The sequence below is a fragment of the Sphingopyxis sp. 550A genome, assembly GCF_053569535.1.
In genome coordinates this window covers 1,426,114-1,438,754 of record NZ_CM131615.1, presented here as the reverse complement: position 1 = coordinate 1,438,754, position 12,641 = coordinate 1,426,114, and the positions used below count along the sequence as shown (strand labels likewise).

At 65.4% G+C, this 12,641-nt stretch carries 12 protein-coding genes, 1 tRNA gene and 1 pseudogene; 4 read left to right on the top strand and 10 right to left on the bottom strand.

The annotated features are described in order from the left end of the window. Positions 1–3 precede the first annotated feature (3 nt). Positions 4–2,493 (bottom strand): TonB-dependent receptor, encoded by a 2,490-nt coding sequence (locus ACVENA_RS06925; RefSeq protein ID WP_449328171.1) that lies wholly within the window; start codon positions 2,491–2,493, stop codon positions 4–6. Positions 2,494–2,630: 137 nt separating this feature from the next. Between ACVENA_RS06925 and ACVENA_RS06920 the strand changes: the two genes are divergently transcribed. Then, on the top strand, positions 2,631–3,668 hold the full coding sequence (locus tag ACVENA_RS06920) for a LacI family DNA-binding transcriptional regulator (protein WP_449328170.1): 1,038 nt from the start codon (positions 2,631–2,633) through the stop codon (positions 3,666–3,668). A 232-nt stretch (positions 3,669–3,900) separates the two neighbouring features. Here the strand turns inward: ACVENA_RS06920 and ACVENA_RS06915 are convergent, their stop codons facing one another. After that, the gene (locus ACVENA_RS06915) at positions 3,901–4,866 is read right to left on the bottom strand and encodes a YadA family autotransporter adhesin (protein WP_449328169.1); all 966 of its coding nucleotides are present in this window, start codon (positions 4,864–4,866) and stop codon (positions 3,901–3,903) included. On the opposite strand from ACVENA_RS06915, the gene ACVENA_RS06910 reads away from it, so the two are divergent. The 3 genes from ACVENA_RS06910 to ACVENA_RS06900 all read left to right on the top strand — a co-directional run bounded on the left by ACVENA_RS06910 (position 4,859) and on the right by ACVENA_RS06900 (position 6,168). Further along, positions 4,859–5,653 carry a hypothetical protein gene (locus tag ACVENA_RS06910; RefSeq protein ID WP_449328168.1) on the top strand — a complete coding sequence of 265 codons (795 nt, stop codon included), beginning with the start codon at positions 4,859–4,861 and terminating at the stop codon, positions 5,651–5,653. The two genes, ACVENA_RS06915 and ACVENA_RS06910, sit on opposite strands and share 8 nt — an antisense overlap. Beyond that, entirely contained in the window at positions 5,598–5,786 is a 189-nt protein-coding gene (locus ACVENA_RS06905) for a ribbon-helix-helix domain-containing protein (protein ID WP_449328167.1), read from the top strand. Before ACVENA_RS06910 ends, ACVENA_RS06905 begins: the two co-directional genes overlap by 56 nt. Positions 5,787–6,092: 306 nt before the next feature. Next, positions 6,093–6,168 (top strand) — tRNA-Lys (locus ACVENA_RS06900). Between the two features lie 17 nt (positions 6,169–6,185). Here the strand turns inward: ACVENA_RS06900 and ACVENA_RS06895 are convergent. The 8 genes and pseudogenes from ACVENA_RS06895 to ACVENA_RS06860 form a co-directional block, all read right to left on the bottom strand. Beyond that, complete coding sequence (locus tag ACVENA_RS06895; RefSeq protein WP_449328166.1) at positions 6,186–7,286, bottom strand: tyrosine-type recombinase/integrase; 1,101 nt, start codon at positions 7,284–7,286, stop codon at positions 6,186–6,188. A gap of 110 nt (positions 7,287–7,396) precedes the next feature. Further along, positions 7,397–7,504, bottom strand: a pseudogene (locus tag ACVENA_RS06890) (helix-turn-helix domain-containing protein); the annotation flags it as partial. Continuing rightward, entirely contained in the window at positions 7,501–7,731 is a 231-nt protein-coding gene (locus ACVENA_RS06885; RefSeq protein ID WP_449328165.1) for a DUF2274 domain-containing protein, read from the bottom strand. The gene ACVENA_RS06885 and the pseudogene ACVENA_RS06890, both read right to left, overlap by 4 nt. Position 7,732: 1 nt before the next feature. Beyond that, entirely contained in the window at positions 7,733–8,953 is a 1,221-nt protein-coding gene (locus ACVENA_RS06880; RefSeq protein WP_449328164.1) for a TrbI/VirB10 family protein, read from the bottom strand. Continuing rightward, on the bottom strand, positions 8,950–9,915 hold the full coding sequence (gene trbG, locus ACVENA_RS06875; RefSeq protein ID WP_449328163.1) for a P-type conjugative transfer protein TrbG: 966 nt from the start codon (positions 9,913–9,915) through the stop codon (positions 8,950–8,952). The genes ACVENA_RS06880 and trbG overlap by 4 nt, the downstream gene beginning before the upstream one ends. Then, positions 9,912–10,730: a conjugal transfer protein TrbF gene (gene trbF, locus ACVENA_RS06870; RefSeq protein WP_449328162.1), complete on the bottom strand. Its 819-nt coding sequence runs from the start codon at positions 10,728–10,730 to the stop codon at positions 9,912–9,914. Before trbF ends, trbG begins: the two co-directional genes overlap by 4 nt. After that, complete coding sequence (gene trbL, locus ACVENA_RS06865; RefSeq protein ID WP_449328161.1) at positions 10,730–12,040, bottom strand: P-type conjugative transfer protein TrbL; 1,311 nt, start codon at positions 12,038–12,040, stop codon at positions 10,730–10,732. The genes trbF and trbL overlap by 1 nt, the downstream gene beginning before the upstream one ends. Then, positions 12,033–12,569 carry a hypothetical protein gene (locus ACVENA_RS06860; protein WP_449328160.1) on the bottom strand — a complete coding sequence of 179 codons (537 nt, stop codon included), beginning with the start codon at positions 12,567–12,569 and terminating at the stop codon, positions 12,033–12,035. Before ACVENA_RS06860 ends, trbL begins: the two co-directional genes overlap by 8 nt. Positions 12,570–12,641 lie beyond the last annotated feature (72 nt).

Below are 12,641 nucleotides of genomic sequence, written 5' to 3'. Positions count from 1 at the left end.
GGCTCAGAAGCGATAGCGGGCCTGCACGCCATATTGCGCCGGCTCCCCATAGATCGAGTTGATGAAACCCGAATTATTATAGCCGGGATTGGCCGTGACGCGATATTCCTTGTCGAAGATGTTGGTGCCATAGACCGCGAGGTCGATGGGCGCGCCAAACATATTGTTCCACTCGAACCGCAGATTGACGAGGCCATAGCCCGCGATCGTGTCGAACGGCTGCGCTTCGGGGGTCACGCGCTGGCTCGACTGATAGGTCCAGTTCGCGTTGAACGCCATCTCCCCCACCCCTTCGACGGGCGGCAGGTCGATCCGCCCGTTGAGGCTGAACTTGTGCCTGGGCACGAAGGAAAAGGGCGTTCCCGACAAGTCGCGGCTCGGCTGCGCCGCGGTCAGCGCCGAGGGGATTTCGGGAATCGCGATCGAATCATATTCGAGATATTTCGCCGAATTATAGGAATAGACCGCGCTGAACGTCAGACCGCGCACCGGCACGAGTTGGCCCTCGAACTCCAGCCCCATGACCCGGGCCTTCTTGGCGTTGGTCAGAATGTCGGACCCCGCGATCGACGCGCGCTGGATCACCTGGATATCATTGTACCAGGTATAGAAGGCCGAGATGTTCGTGCGGGCCCTGGCATCGCCGCCCAGATTCCAGTCCTTCTTCACCCCGAGTTCGAGGTCGGTCACCTGTTCCGGCCGAACCGCGAACAGCGGGTGTTCCTCGCCAAGAAACAGTGAGACGATCGGGTTGGTGGCGCCCGATTTATAGCCGCGCCGCGACACCACATAGAGCAGCGTGTCGGGGTTGGCCTGCCAGTCGAGGCCGACCTGCCACGTCGGCCCGTTGCTCTTGCCGTTGAAGGTCGGCGTCGTGCAATTGGGGTAATAGAGGGTCGGGAACCCGCCCGCCGCCACCGCCTTGAAGGCGTCATAGGTGCAAAGATCGGCGTTGAGCCCGATCACCTGTGCCGCCTGCGCCGGCGTGATGACGCCGAGCGCCGCGAGCTGGTTGAAGACGTCGTAGCTTTCGGCCGCCTGATAGGCCTGGATCTCGCCGCCGAAGCGGTCCCAGGTCCAGCGGAAACCCGCGGTCGCGGTGAGGTCGGGCGTCAGCTTATATTGCGCCTGCGCATAGATCGCCCTGCTCTGGGCGCTGACGCGCGCGGTCGGCTGAAGGCTGAGCGCGGGGAGCAGCGGCCCGTCGACGCCGAGCGCCGCCTGCAGCGCGGGCGGCAGGATGATCGGACCGCCGCCGAGGATGCCGCCGAACTGCATCGGATTGACGGTCTGGAAGGTCAGCGGCGACGGCGTCTTGTCGTCGAGGAAAAAGCCGCCCGCCTGGATGCGCAGCGTGCCGTCGTCATAACGGAGTTGCAATTCCTCGGTGATCGTGCGCAGGTTGTTGTTGTAGCTGCCCGGATAGGCGCCGAGCAGGTCGGCGATCGGCAGCGGCGTGGAATCGCGGTCGGTCGCGCTCGTCGAACGGGTGCGCGCATAGCTGAAGATATTCTTGAGCGTCAGCGTGTCCGACAGATCGATCTCGGTATTGTTGAGCGCGAGAAAGCTCTTCGCGACCTCGCGCGTCGGGACACTGAGCGCCGTCTCGCGAACGCCGCGCGCCTGCTGCTCCAGCAGATAGGGCTGGAGCAAGGCGGCATAGGGGCGATCGGGATTGACCGCGAGCAGGATGCTGCCGCCACCATGCTCCTTCACATTGACATAACTGACCGCCGTATAGCTGCGGATCGTGTCGGTGGGGTTGAACTGCAGGCCGAAGCGCAGGCTGTAATTGTTGCGATTGAGATAGTCGAAGCCCGTGACGGCATCGCGGACATAGCCGTCGCGCTTGTCGAACTGCCCGGCAACGCGGATCGCGAGCTTGTCGCCGACCAGCGGGATGTTGAGCGCGCCCTGCCCGCTGCGCCGATCGTAATTGCCGAGCGTCAGGTCGGCATAGCCCTCGACGACGCCCATCTTCGGGTGCATGGGTTCGAGCAGCACCGCGCCGCCGGTGGTGTTGCGGCCGAACAGCGTGCCCTGCGGGCCCTTCAGCACCTGAAGCGAGGCAAGATCGAAAAAGCTGCCGGGTCCGCTGACGCTGGTCGGCACTTCGGCGAAATAGCCGACGACGCCCGGGCCGCTGCCCGTGCCCTGCCCCGTGCTGCCGCCCATGCCGCGGATCGAATAGGTTTCCTGATTGCGCGCGACGTCGCCGACAACCGACAGCGACGGCGTGTAATTCTGAAGATCGGTGCCGTTGTTCACGCCCTTTTCGCGCAGATTGTCCTGGCTGAAGGCCGTGATCGCGATCGGCACCTGCTGCGCGCGTTCGTCGACGCGGCGCGCGGTCACGATGATTTCGTCGAGCCCGCCCGCGGCCGAATCGGCCTGCGACGCGTCCTGCGCCAGCACCGGCGCGGGAACGGCGGCCAGCGCCAGCGGCGCCACGCCCCAGCAAAGCGACATCCAATAATTGCGCGTGATTGCCATCGATCATCCTCCCTCGGCGGGCTGTGTCACCCGTTCGCCGATTCTGATAGATTTTTATGAAATGCATTTCAACAACAAGTTTCATAGCATTGCGATCGAGCATTGCGCGCGCGGCATCGCTGCCATATGAACGGCTTATGGCGGCCCGGAACAGCGATACGACCACGATGCCGCGCACGACACGCCCGACGATGGACGACGTCGCGCGTATTGCAAAAGTTTCAAAGCCGACCGTCTCGCGGGTGCTCAGCGGCAGCCCGCTGGTCAGCGCCGAAACGCGCGAGCGCGTGCTCGCGGTCGCACGCGAGCAGGGCTATGCGCTGAATCGCCACGCGCAGAAGCTGCGGCGCGAACGCGCCAATGCGATCGCCGTCGTGCTCGACTTCGGATCGCACCGCCAGGGCGCGATCGGCGACCCCTTCATCTTCGAGTTGCTCGCGGGCATTTCCGAAGCGCTGTCGGTGCGCGATCTCGATCTGCTGCTGTCGCCGTCGGGGCTCGATACGGTCGAGGGTTTCGTCGATCTCCACCGCTCACGCGGCGCCGACGGCTTCATCGTGCTGGGACAGGGCGCGCGCGACGCGCTGCTGCGGAAGGTCGCGCGCAAGGACATTCCGATGGTCGTGTGGGGCGCGGTGAGCGACGCAAGCGGCTATTGCGCGGTCGGGAGCGACAATTTCCTGGGCGGCCGGTTGGCAGGCGAGCGCTTCCTGTCCTTCGGGCGCCGCCGCTGGCTGTTCGTCGGCAACCGCCAGCACGAGGAGATCCGCCTGCGCTTCGAGGGGCTGCAAGCGGCCGCGCGGGCAGGCCAGAATATCGAGATCGAGGTTCTTTCGATCGAATCCATGGCCTTTTCGGCGGTTCACGACCAGGCCCACGCCTATCTGAAGGCGTGTACCGAACGGCCCGATGCCGTCTTCACCTTTTCCGACACCGCCGCGATGGCGGTCATCGGCGCCTTCAACGCCGAAGGCCATCTGACCCCGCGCGACTATTCGCTCATCGGCTATAACGATATTCCGCCCGCCGCGCATTTCACCCCGTCGATCACCACCATCGCGCAGCAGACCGGAGTCGCGGGGGCGCTACTGGTCGAAAAGCTGATGCAGACGCTGGACGGCGGGCGGCCGCGATCCGCCATGCTGCCGACCCAACTCGTCGCCCGGCAGACATGATGCCGCTCTGGCCGAAAGGCCCGCGGCCGCCCGCTCCATTTCGCGGCGACTTGACCCTGGCGGAAAAAATATCGGCAAAGGCCCTTGCCATGCGCGAATGAGCATATGGCAGGCCGCTCTCTTCGCAGAACAAGACTCCCCGGAGCCGCTGGCCGCATGGCGAAATGACCGATTGCGGATGGTCCGCTCCTTGCGCGCGCAAGAAGCAGACCATCCTGATTGCACGCCGGGATCAGAATCCGAAGGTTGCTCCCGCACCGGCGGCGATCTTGCCATTGCCGGCGGTCCCGGCATTCACACGAAATTGCGCACTATCCCCGGCGCGGGCGATGAGCGCGAAGGAGAAGGCGAACCGCCCGTCGTAGGTGCCCGTGCCGAAGCCGATCCCGACATTCTTGTCGCCGCTGAGCGGCGGGATCGAGGCAAGTGCCGTCGCGATCGCCACGCCGCGGCCCGCCATGCGATCGATACGCCGGAGGTCGAAGCTCTGCTGGTCGACACGGCTCTCCAGGATGTCGACCCGTCCTCTGATGGCGTTGACGTTGTTCGTCAATCCGGTGAGCTGCGACATGTTCACGACATCGGTCGGCGCGACGCCCGCGGACACATTGGTGATCCGGCGCGTCGCCCCTGCCGAGCCGACCGACACCGTATTCGCCTCGTCGGCCACGGCGCTGTTGCCGAGCGCGATGCTGTTGTCCGCCGTCGCCGATGCCCCGTTGCCGAGCGCGATCGCGCCGTTCCCCGTGGCGGTGTTGGCGTTGCCGATCGCGACCGCGCCGTCCCCCGTTGCGGTATTGTCGGCCCCGACTGCGACCGCGCCCGTGCCGGTGGCGTTGTTGGGGTCGCCGATCGCGACCGCGCCATTGCCGGTGGCGACATTCTGCGCGCCGATCGACACCGCCTTGCCGCCGCGTGCCTGCGCACCGGCCCCCATCGCCACCGACTGGTCGCTGTCGGCGACGCTGCCCGATCCGATCGCGACCGCGTCGACGCCGTTCGCCAGCGGAACGTCGCCGGTTCCATTGACTTTCAAATATTTGCCGTTCTCCAGCGCCGCGTCGGCGACGGCGCGGGCGTCGTTCGCGATCGCCTCGACCCGCGCATCGCCCTGATCGGCATAAGCCTTGGCATCGGCGAGCGTCTGGGCGTCACCCTGTTCGATCGAATCGATCACGTCCGATCCCAATTTGTCCATCGTCACCGATCCGTCGGCAATCTTCGCCGTGGTGACAGACCCGCCCGCGATCGCAGCTGATCAACCCGCGACGCCCGTCGCTGCGGACACGCAGTCGCCGCGGGAGATATTGCAGGCGGCGATCGACGCGGCGGGCGGCGTGGCGTGGCTCACCCCGCGCACCCTTTATCTGGCCGGAACGGCGGTCTTCTATGCGCCCGATTCCGCGACACCGCGCTCGCGCGCCACTGACTATCGCATGTGGCGCGAGATGAACCCCGGCCGTACCGTCGCCCATCAGGCCGACGGCAAGGTGCGGATCATCGCCCGCGACGGCGAGCGCCTGCTGTTCGAGGTCGGTTTCGACGGCACGACGACCTGGACCGAGAAAGGGGTGATGCCAAAGGCGGAGGCTGACGCCTATTGGGCGAATAATTTCGGCTTCGGCATCATCCGCCAGGCGCTGAACGACGGTTTCCGGATCGAGCGGGCGCCCGACACCAACGTCGAGGGCCACCCGGTGCGGATGATCCGGATCATCGACCCGAACGGGGCCCGGACGCTGTTCGGCATCGATCGCGACAGCCATTATATCCGCTACATGGGCTTCGTGACGCCGCGCGGATTTCACGTGCGCACCTATGACGATTTCGTCATGCTCGACAATCCGCGCTGGTTGCAGGCGCGCGAGGTGTCCCTTTATTATGACGGCGTAAAAGCCAACACCGTCTATTGGAAGACTGTCTCCGTCAATGCGCCGATCGACGGCCAGATATTCAAAGCGCCGAAATCAGGACTCGCGCCATAATGGCGGCGGCGGTCGCAAGGGCGACCTGTCACGCTTTGTCGGGGAAGCCGTCAATCAGGAAGTGCTCCACAAAACCGCCCGCGATATCCAGGCGTGCATGCGGGCGTTGAACCGGGCGATATCGAGAAATTGATCGACGGCGAACCCGAAGCCATGCGCGCATCGCTCTGGACCGACCGGCCGCGAACGAAGTGCGCGTCAACCGCGATACGAACATCCTGCTCAGCGGGCGCCGTGGCAGAGACGCCCGCGACCTAGCGAGTTTGGATGGTACCGCAGCGAGTCCGTCGCACAATGCACAACTGCCCGATGGAGGATAGATGTGAAAAAATATCGGCGAGGACCATTGCCATCAGCGAATTGGCATGATAGCGGGCCGCTCTCTTCGCAGCACAAGGCTCCCCGGAGCCGCTGAGGAGACCGCCGCAAACCGGCATGTGGACGCATAGCTCAGTTGGTAGAGCAGCTGACTCTTAATCAGCGGGTCCTTGGTTCGAGCCCAAGTGCGTCCACCATTTTTCTGCCTTTTTAATCAACATCTTACTCCATTCCGGGCGACCACCCGAAGGCCGCCTTCGGGCGCCGATGTGGGTGATTTTGTGTCATTGCCTTCCGCAGTTTCCTGCACCTTTTCGGACAACCCGATTTTCGGCGCAAAAATCAGCTGGTCGGCATAGGGCTGCAAATGCTTCACCGACAGATGGGCATAACGCCGTACCATCGTCTCCGATTTCCATCCCCCCAGTTCCTGAAGCACCCAGGTGGGCACGTCATTCTGCCGGAGCCAACTCGCCCAGGTGTGCCGCAGATCGTGCCAGCGAAAATTGGTGATCCCGCATCTCGCCAGCGCTTTGCGCCACGCCCGCGTATTCGCCGACCGAAGCGGTTCGCCCCGATAAGTGAACACATGGGTCTCGTGCTTGCCCAACTGCCGCTGCAAGACAGCCATGGCGAGATCGTTGAGGGGTACGCCAAGGGCATTCCCGTTCTTCGTATCGCCATGCTCGATCCTGGCCATGCGCCGGGCCAACTGAACCCGGTCCCAGGTCAGATCGAGGACGTTCCCCTGGCGCAGGCCGGTGGAGAGCGCAAACACGGCCACTTCACGCTGATGGTCGGGCAGTTCGCGAAGCAGCCGTTCGGCCTGCTCCTCGGTGATCCAGCGAACGCGGACCTGCCCTCCCCTGCTGTAGGTCTTGAACGCCGGGACGTGATCGATCCATTCCCATTCCCGCATCGCCCGCCGGAACATGGCGCGAATGAGCGCCACATAGAGGTCCTTCGTGCGATCCGAGGCCTGAACATGTTTCGTCACCAGCCGGTCGATCAGCCCCCGGTCGATCTGGTCAAGGGTCTTGCCCCGCAAATGACCAGTCCACCAGCGGATCCGCTGCACGTCGTCCCGGTAGGACTTCTTGTGCGACTTCTCCTTGAGCCAGCGCACCGCCGCTTCGTCCCAGCTACGCAGGGGCTTCCGCTTGAGCCGCGCCAAATCCCACAGTTCGGCTTTCAGCCTGTCGTGGTATTCCTTCGCCTTTGCCCGGTCGGTGGTGCCAGCAGAGCGTCTAATTCTGCTTCCGTCCGGGGCTGTGATGTCGACATTGTAGATACCTGCACGTTTCCAGAGTGCCATAGTGCCTCCTTCTCGTCGGCACTCAGATGCATCCGTGCGGGCGCAGAATACCGCTCACGCAGCCAGGCGACAAGATCGACTTCCAGAAACCGCCAATCGCGACCGATCTTGGCGCAGGGAATCATCGCCAGTCGGGCATATCTGCGCACGGTGTTGGGATGCACGCCGAGGAAATCCGCGGCCTGTTTGAGAGTCAGAAATCCCGATGAATCCGTCATGGCGACGTGACAGCATTGCGCCGTGTCTTGGCGAAGGTGCGGTCGCTGACGAGAAAGGCTTCGAGCATCGCGGGAATGAGGTCGGCGACTGTTGAAGCCGTATCCCCATAAGCCGCCCGATAAAGCTCGAGATAGTCGCGCAGCGCGTGATCAAGCTCGGGCGTCACCGTCACGGCAATCTTCACCGGCGTGCGATCGGGCAGCTTGCCGAGCTTGATCCCCGCCATGTCAGCGGCCCCCGACCGGGGCGAGCACCAGATCCTTGTGGACGACCAGCCTGACCGGCGCGCCGGGCCGGATGGTGATCGTCGGCTGGATACCGAGGTTTCGCTGGGTAATCTGATCGCCGGCCCGCGCAACGCTGTCCTGCGTCGATGTCCGCATGGCCTGGACAAGGTCGCTCTGACCGGACAACGCGAGCTGCGAGCTGACCCCGAGCAGGGTCGAGAGCCCAATGCCCTTGAGCAATTGCCACGTATGAAAATCCACTTTGTCGGCCAGCCCGGCATAGCCGGAGGGATCGGTGGCGGGCACGTTGTCGATCCGCAGCGAAGAACCGTCGGGCATGATGATCCGCTGCCAGACGATGAGCGCGCGGCTCTGCCCGAACGCCACCACGCTGTCATAGCTGCCGATCAGCCGCGCGCCCTGCGGGATCAGCAGAATACGCCCGGTCGCGCTGTCATAGGTGTTTTCGGTGACCTGCGCGGTGACGAGGCCGGGAAGATCGGAGCGCAGCCCGGTGATGAGACTCGCCGAGATCACACTTCCTGCGGACAGCGTATAGGGTGATGGCGCCGCAGCGAGCAGATGTGGATTCACGTCCCCGCGCGGATCGAGCGTGCCGACAAAGGCTTCCTTACGCCCCTGCGCGTTGGGATCGTTGGCGGGATCGAGCGCCAGCTTGGGGGCAGCGGCGCTATCCGCGCTCGCTGCCGCCGATGGGATTGCTGAAGCCTCGCCGCCGACGCTGCCCTGCCGCCCCTGCACCAGCACCCCGGATTCCCGCGCGGCCTTGAGTTCGGCGAGCTGACGCTCGCGCTCGGCGGCTTGTGCCTGCTGGAGCTGCTGATCGGCCGGATTGATCGGATTGACCGGGATGGTCATCGCCTGCTGATGATCGAGGATCGGTTTGCCGAGATCGCCGGGCAACGGCGGCCCGAGCCTGGGCACGTCGCCATAGGTCGCCGGTGCGCCGTTCAAAGCGTCGGTCGGCCGCGCATTGGGCTGCGACAGTTCTTCCTGCGTGTTGACCGCCTGAAACAACCGCGGCTTGAGCGCCATCCATGTGACCGCGACCAGGCTCACCGAACCAAGCGCGGCGATGCCGATGATCACGCCGCGCTTGAACCGGATCGCGCGCGGCGGCCGGGTGCGGATCGCCAGACTTTCCGGATCGAGCTTGGCGGACTGGGCCGGGGCGGCTCCGTTCTCGGCAACCGCGCTCATGCGCCCCTCCGGTGCTTGGCGGCAGCGCCCGCGCGGCTGATCCGCACCACATCCTGATGCTTGAGCCCGAGCCGCAGTTCGGCGACGTCGAACAGCCGATCGACGATATAGTAGCGGCCCTGCACCCGGTAATTGACGAGGCTGGCCGTGCCGTTGCCATCGACCAGGAACAACGGCGGCGCCTCGCCTACCGCCAGGTCCGCCGGGAACTCGATGAACGTCTGCCGCCCGTCATCGAACGCGCGTAGCGGCCGCCAGGCCGGCTCATCGCCGGTGATCACATAATCAAAATGAAGTCGGTCAACCGCGAGACCCGAGGCGACAGGCGCGGCGGCCCTCGCCTGCTGGGCCGCCGCCTTGAGCGCGATGAGCTGGTCGGCCGGATAGGTCCAGGATAGCGCCGCCATAGCGGTATGTTCGGTGCTGCTGAGCGCCAGATGATAGGTGCGCCGGTCGGTGGTGATGACGACGTTGGTGGCAAGCCCCGAAGTGAACGGCTTCACGAGGACATGGGTGCGCCGGGTATCGCCACTGCCGCTCGTCGTGTCGCCGACAACCCAGCGCACGGTGTCGCCAGCGGCCACAGCGCCCAGCATCTCGCCAGCCTGCAAGGCGATGTCGGTGACCTGACCCGGCGCGGTCAGCACATGATAGATCACGCCGTCACTGTACGGATAGACCTGCGCGGCATTGAGATAGCCGCCGGTCGCCGGCTCGAGTGTCGCCTTGCGATTGGCGGCGCGGACACGCAGTTCGGCCGGCGAAGGCGATACGTGGCGGTGTCGCGGCGCCGACACGGCAACCACGGGTGGCGGAGAAACGACCGATGCGGCGGGCGGCATCGTGATGACAGCCGACGGCGCTCCCGGTGCGGTGGACGACACCGGAGCGTTCGGAACGGTTTGCGCGAAGGCGGGCACGGCAGCAGCAAGCGCCGTCGCCGCAAAGAATGCGGACTTCATGGGCGGGTCTCCGGGTTGGGGGTCGGGTCGGCGAGGTGAGGATCGAGCGGCGAGCCTGCCGGGATGTTCGTCGGCGTCGGCGTGCTGGCGGTCGCTGATGCCACCGGCGATGCGGCTGGAAGCGCCGCCGGCGTTTCCAGCTCGCGGCTCCAGTCGATCGCATCGATGTAGACGCCGAGCGGATTCTTGCGCAGCGTGTCGGCGCTCGATGGCGGCGCCATCACGACGGTCAGGATCGCGGTCCAGTGCGACGCGCCCGTCTGGCTCCCTCGCTCGTAAGCCGTCTCGACCCACTTCACCTGAAACGATTTGTCGGACGCCCGCACGACGCTGGTGACCTGCACCGACACGGTACGCTCGCCGACCTGCGCGAATGGATCGGCGGTTCGCGCATATTCGCCGAGAAACAGAGCGCCCCGCCTGGTGGTGAAGTCGTAGGCGGAGAGCCAGTCGGCCCGCATCAGTACCGGATCGAGCGATCGTCCGCGCACGTCGATGATGAACCGCGAGAGGAACCAGGCGACCTGTGGATCGGTGGGCTGGTAATTCTTCTCGGCGGGCTCGACCGCCCGCGCTTCGCCGAGCCGATCGACCTCGACCACATACGGCACGACCCGGCTTTGCAAGGATTGCCAGAGCAGACCGCCCGACAATGCCGCGGTCAGCCCGAGGCAGCCGAACGCGATCAGCCGCCAGTTGCGCGCCTGCACGCGGGCCGAACCGATGCGCTCGTCCCAAAGCTGGCCGGCGCGTTGATAGGGTGTTTCGGGTTCGGGCGTTCGCCCATAGCGTTGCACCGCTCGCTTGAAGAGCATCAGTCGTCCCTTTCCTTGATGTCGGGCGTGGCGCCGTGGCCGCCACGGTCGCCCTGATTGATCGTGTGGATCGCGGCCTGGCCGTGATGACGGGTGGTTTGCTGCGCCTTCATCGCACGCGCCCAACCGGGCATGGCGGAAGCCTCGCTGCCTGTTTCGCCAGCGGCGCCTGCGGCAGCCGCGCGGCCGGTCATGGCGTTGAACGCGGCTTGTCTCCCGGACTCGGCTGCTTCGCCAATTCCGAGCGCTGAGGACATGCGCGATTTCGCGGCACTTCCCGCAGCCTGCGCCACGCCGCTCATTCCGGCGCCGACGCTCGACGAACCCGCCGCTTCCTGGCCGAGTGTATAGGCGGTCGAGGCCGCCGACCCCATCGCGGTGCCGGCGCGTACCGCGCCGAGACCGGCGGCGGCAAGGCCGCGTCCCGCACCGAGCGCGCCAGCGCCGCCCAGATACATGATGCCGCCAGCACCGAGCACGGAGCCTAGCGCCGCGCCCGCGCCAAGCTGCGGTGCGCCGGCGACCAGGCCGGAGGCGATGCCGGGACCGAAAATGCCAAGGCCGAACAGAGCAAGGCTGGCGAGCACCAGGCTCATGGCCTGGCCGATGTCGGGCTCCTGCCCTTGCAGCGCGGTCGTGAACTGCGTGAAGTAGTTCGAGCCGATGCCGACGATGACCGCGAGCACCATGACCTTGATGCCCGAGGAGACGACGTTGCCGAGCACGCGCTCGGCAAGGAAGCTGGTCCGGTTCCACAGCGCGAACGGCACGAGGACGAAGCCGGCGAGGCTCGTCAGCTTGAACTCGAGGATCGTCACGAACATCTGCACCGCGAGGATGAAGAAGGCGAGGATGACGATGACCCAGGCAACCAGCAGCACGACGATGGTCAGGAAGTTGTCGAAGAAGGTCGTGAACCCGAGATACTGGTTCACCTGTTGCAGCAGCGGCCATGCGGCGGTGAAACCCGTGCCCGCGAGCTTGCCGGGCTTGAGCAGATCAGCCGCCGTGATCGTGCCGCCGCCCGCCGTAAGCCCGGCCTGCGCGAACGAACGGAAGATGATGTCCGAGAGCGTCGAGAAGCTGTTCAGGATGAACGCGAAGGCGCCGATATAGAGGATCTTCTTGATCAGCCGGCCGAGCACATTGTCCTCGCCGCCCAGCGCCCAGAACAGACCAGCGAGCGTGATGTCGAGCGCGATCAGCGTGCGCGAGAGGAAGCTGACGTCGCCGCCCAGCAGGCCGAACCCGCTATCGATGTAGCGGATGAACGCCTGCATGAACTGGTCGATGACGTTGAGGTCACCCATGGCGGCGGCCCTCCTCCGCTTCGGGCAGCGCGAACTTGCCTTGCCATGTCGCCCAGGCGCGGCTCACCGCGCCGGTGCCGGGGAAGAGATCGATCAACTCGTCATCGGGCCGAGCGCCGGCCAGTTCGAACGCCCAGTGGCAGACGGCCTCGGGCTTCGCGCCAACCAGACCCCGGCGCTGCGTGATGCCATGCTCGATCCAGTCGCGCAGCACGAGCCGCTTCGAGACGACCGGCTTGCGCGCCGCCTTCACGATCACGGGTTCCCATGCATAAGCGACGCTGACGTTGCGCTTGAACGCCGCGAAGCCCTTGACCCAGACCATCCATCTCGCGCCGGTGGCGCTGACGATCGGCGCCAGCACCGCCATGCTGTGCGGCGTCGCCGCGGCATGAAGCACCCAGCCGTCAAAGTCGGTTTCGAGGCGTTCGATCAGCGCGGCATGGTCGACCTCGCCGGCATAGTCCGGCTGGTCGCTATAGCGATGCGCACAGGCGATATAGGGCGGGTCGGCATAAGCGATACGCATGGTCGTTTCGATCTTTCAGGAGAAACCAAAAGGCCGCGGGACCCGTCCGGGAGGCATGGGGGCAAACGAGCC

Excerpts from the sequence above, each read along its gene's own strand:
- ACVENA_RS06885 (WP_449328165.1), bottom strand. The coding sequence starts at position 7,731 with ATGGCGGGGATCAAGCTCGGCAAGCTGCCCGATCGCACGCCGGTGAAG.
- trbG (WP_449328163.1), bottom strand. The coding sequence starts at position 9,915 with ATGAAGTCCGCATTCTTTGCGGCGACGGCGCTTGCTGCTGCCGTGCCC.
- ACVENA_RS06860 (WP_449328160.1), bottom strand. The coding sequence starts at position 12,569 with ATGCGTATCGCTTATGCCGACCCGCCCTATATCGCCTGTGCGCATCGC.
- trbF (WP_449328162.1), bottom strand. The coding sequence starts at position 10,730 with ATGCTCTTCAAGCGAGCGGTGCAACGCTATGGGCGAACGCCCGAACCC.
- ACVENA_RS06915 (WP_449328169.1), bottom strand. The coding sequence starts at position 4,866 with ATGGACAAATTGGGATCGGACGTGATCGATTCGATCGAACAGGGTGAC.
- ACVENA_RS06920 (WP_449328170.1), top strand. The coding sequence starts at position 2,631 with ATGGCGGCCCGGAACAGCGATACGACCACGATGCCGCGCACGACACGC.
- ACVENA_RS06905 (WP_449328167.1), top strand. The coding sequence starts at position 5,598 with ATGCGCCGATCGACGGCCAGATATTCAAAGCGCCGAAATCAGGACTCG.
- trbL (WP_449328161.1), bottom strand. The coding sequence starts at position 12,040 with ATGGGTGACCTCAACGTCATCGACCAGTTCATGCAGGCGTTCATCCGC.
- ACVENA_RS06925 (WP_449328171.1), bottom strand. The coding sequence starts at position 2,493 with ATGGCAATCACGCGCAATTATTGGATGTCGCTTTGCTGGGGCGTGGCG.
- ACVENA_RS06895 (WP_449328166.1), bottom strand. The coding sequence starts at position 7,286 with ATGGCACTCTGGAAACGTGCAGGTATCTACAATGTCGACATCACAGCC.
- ACVENA_RS06880 (WP_449328164.1), bottom strand. The coding sequence starts at position 8,953 with ATGAGCGCGGTTGCCGAGAACGGAGCCGCCCCGGCCCAGTCCGCCAAG.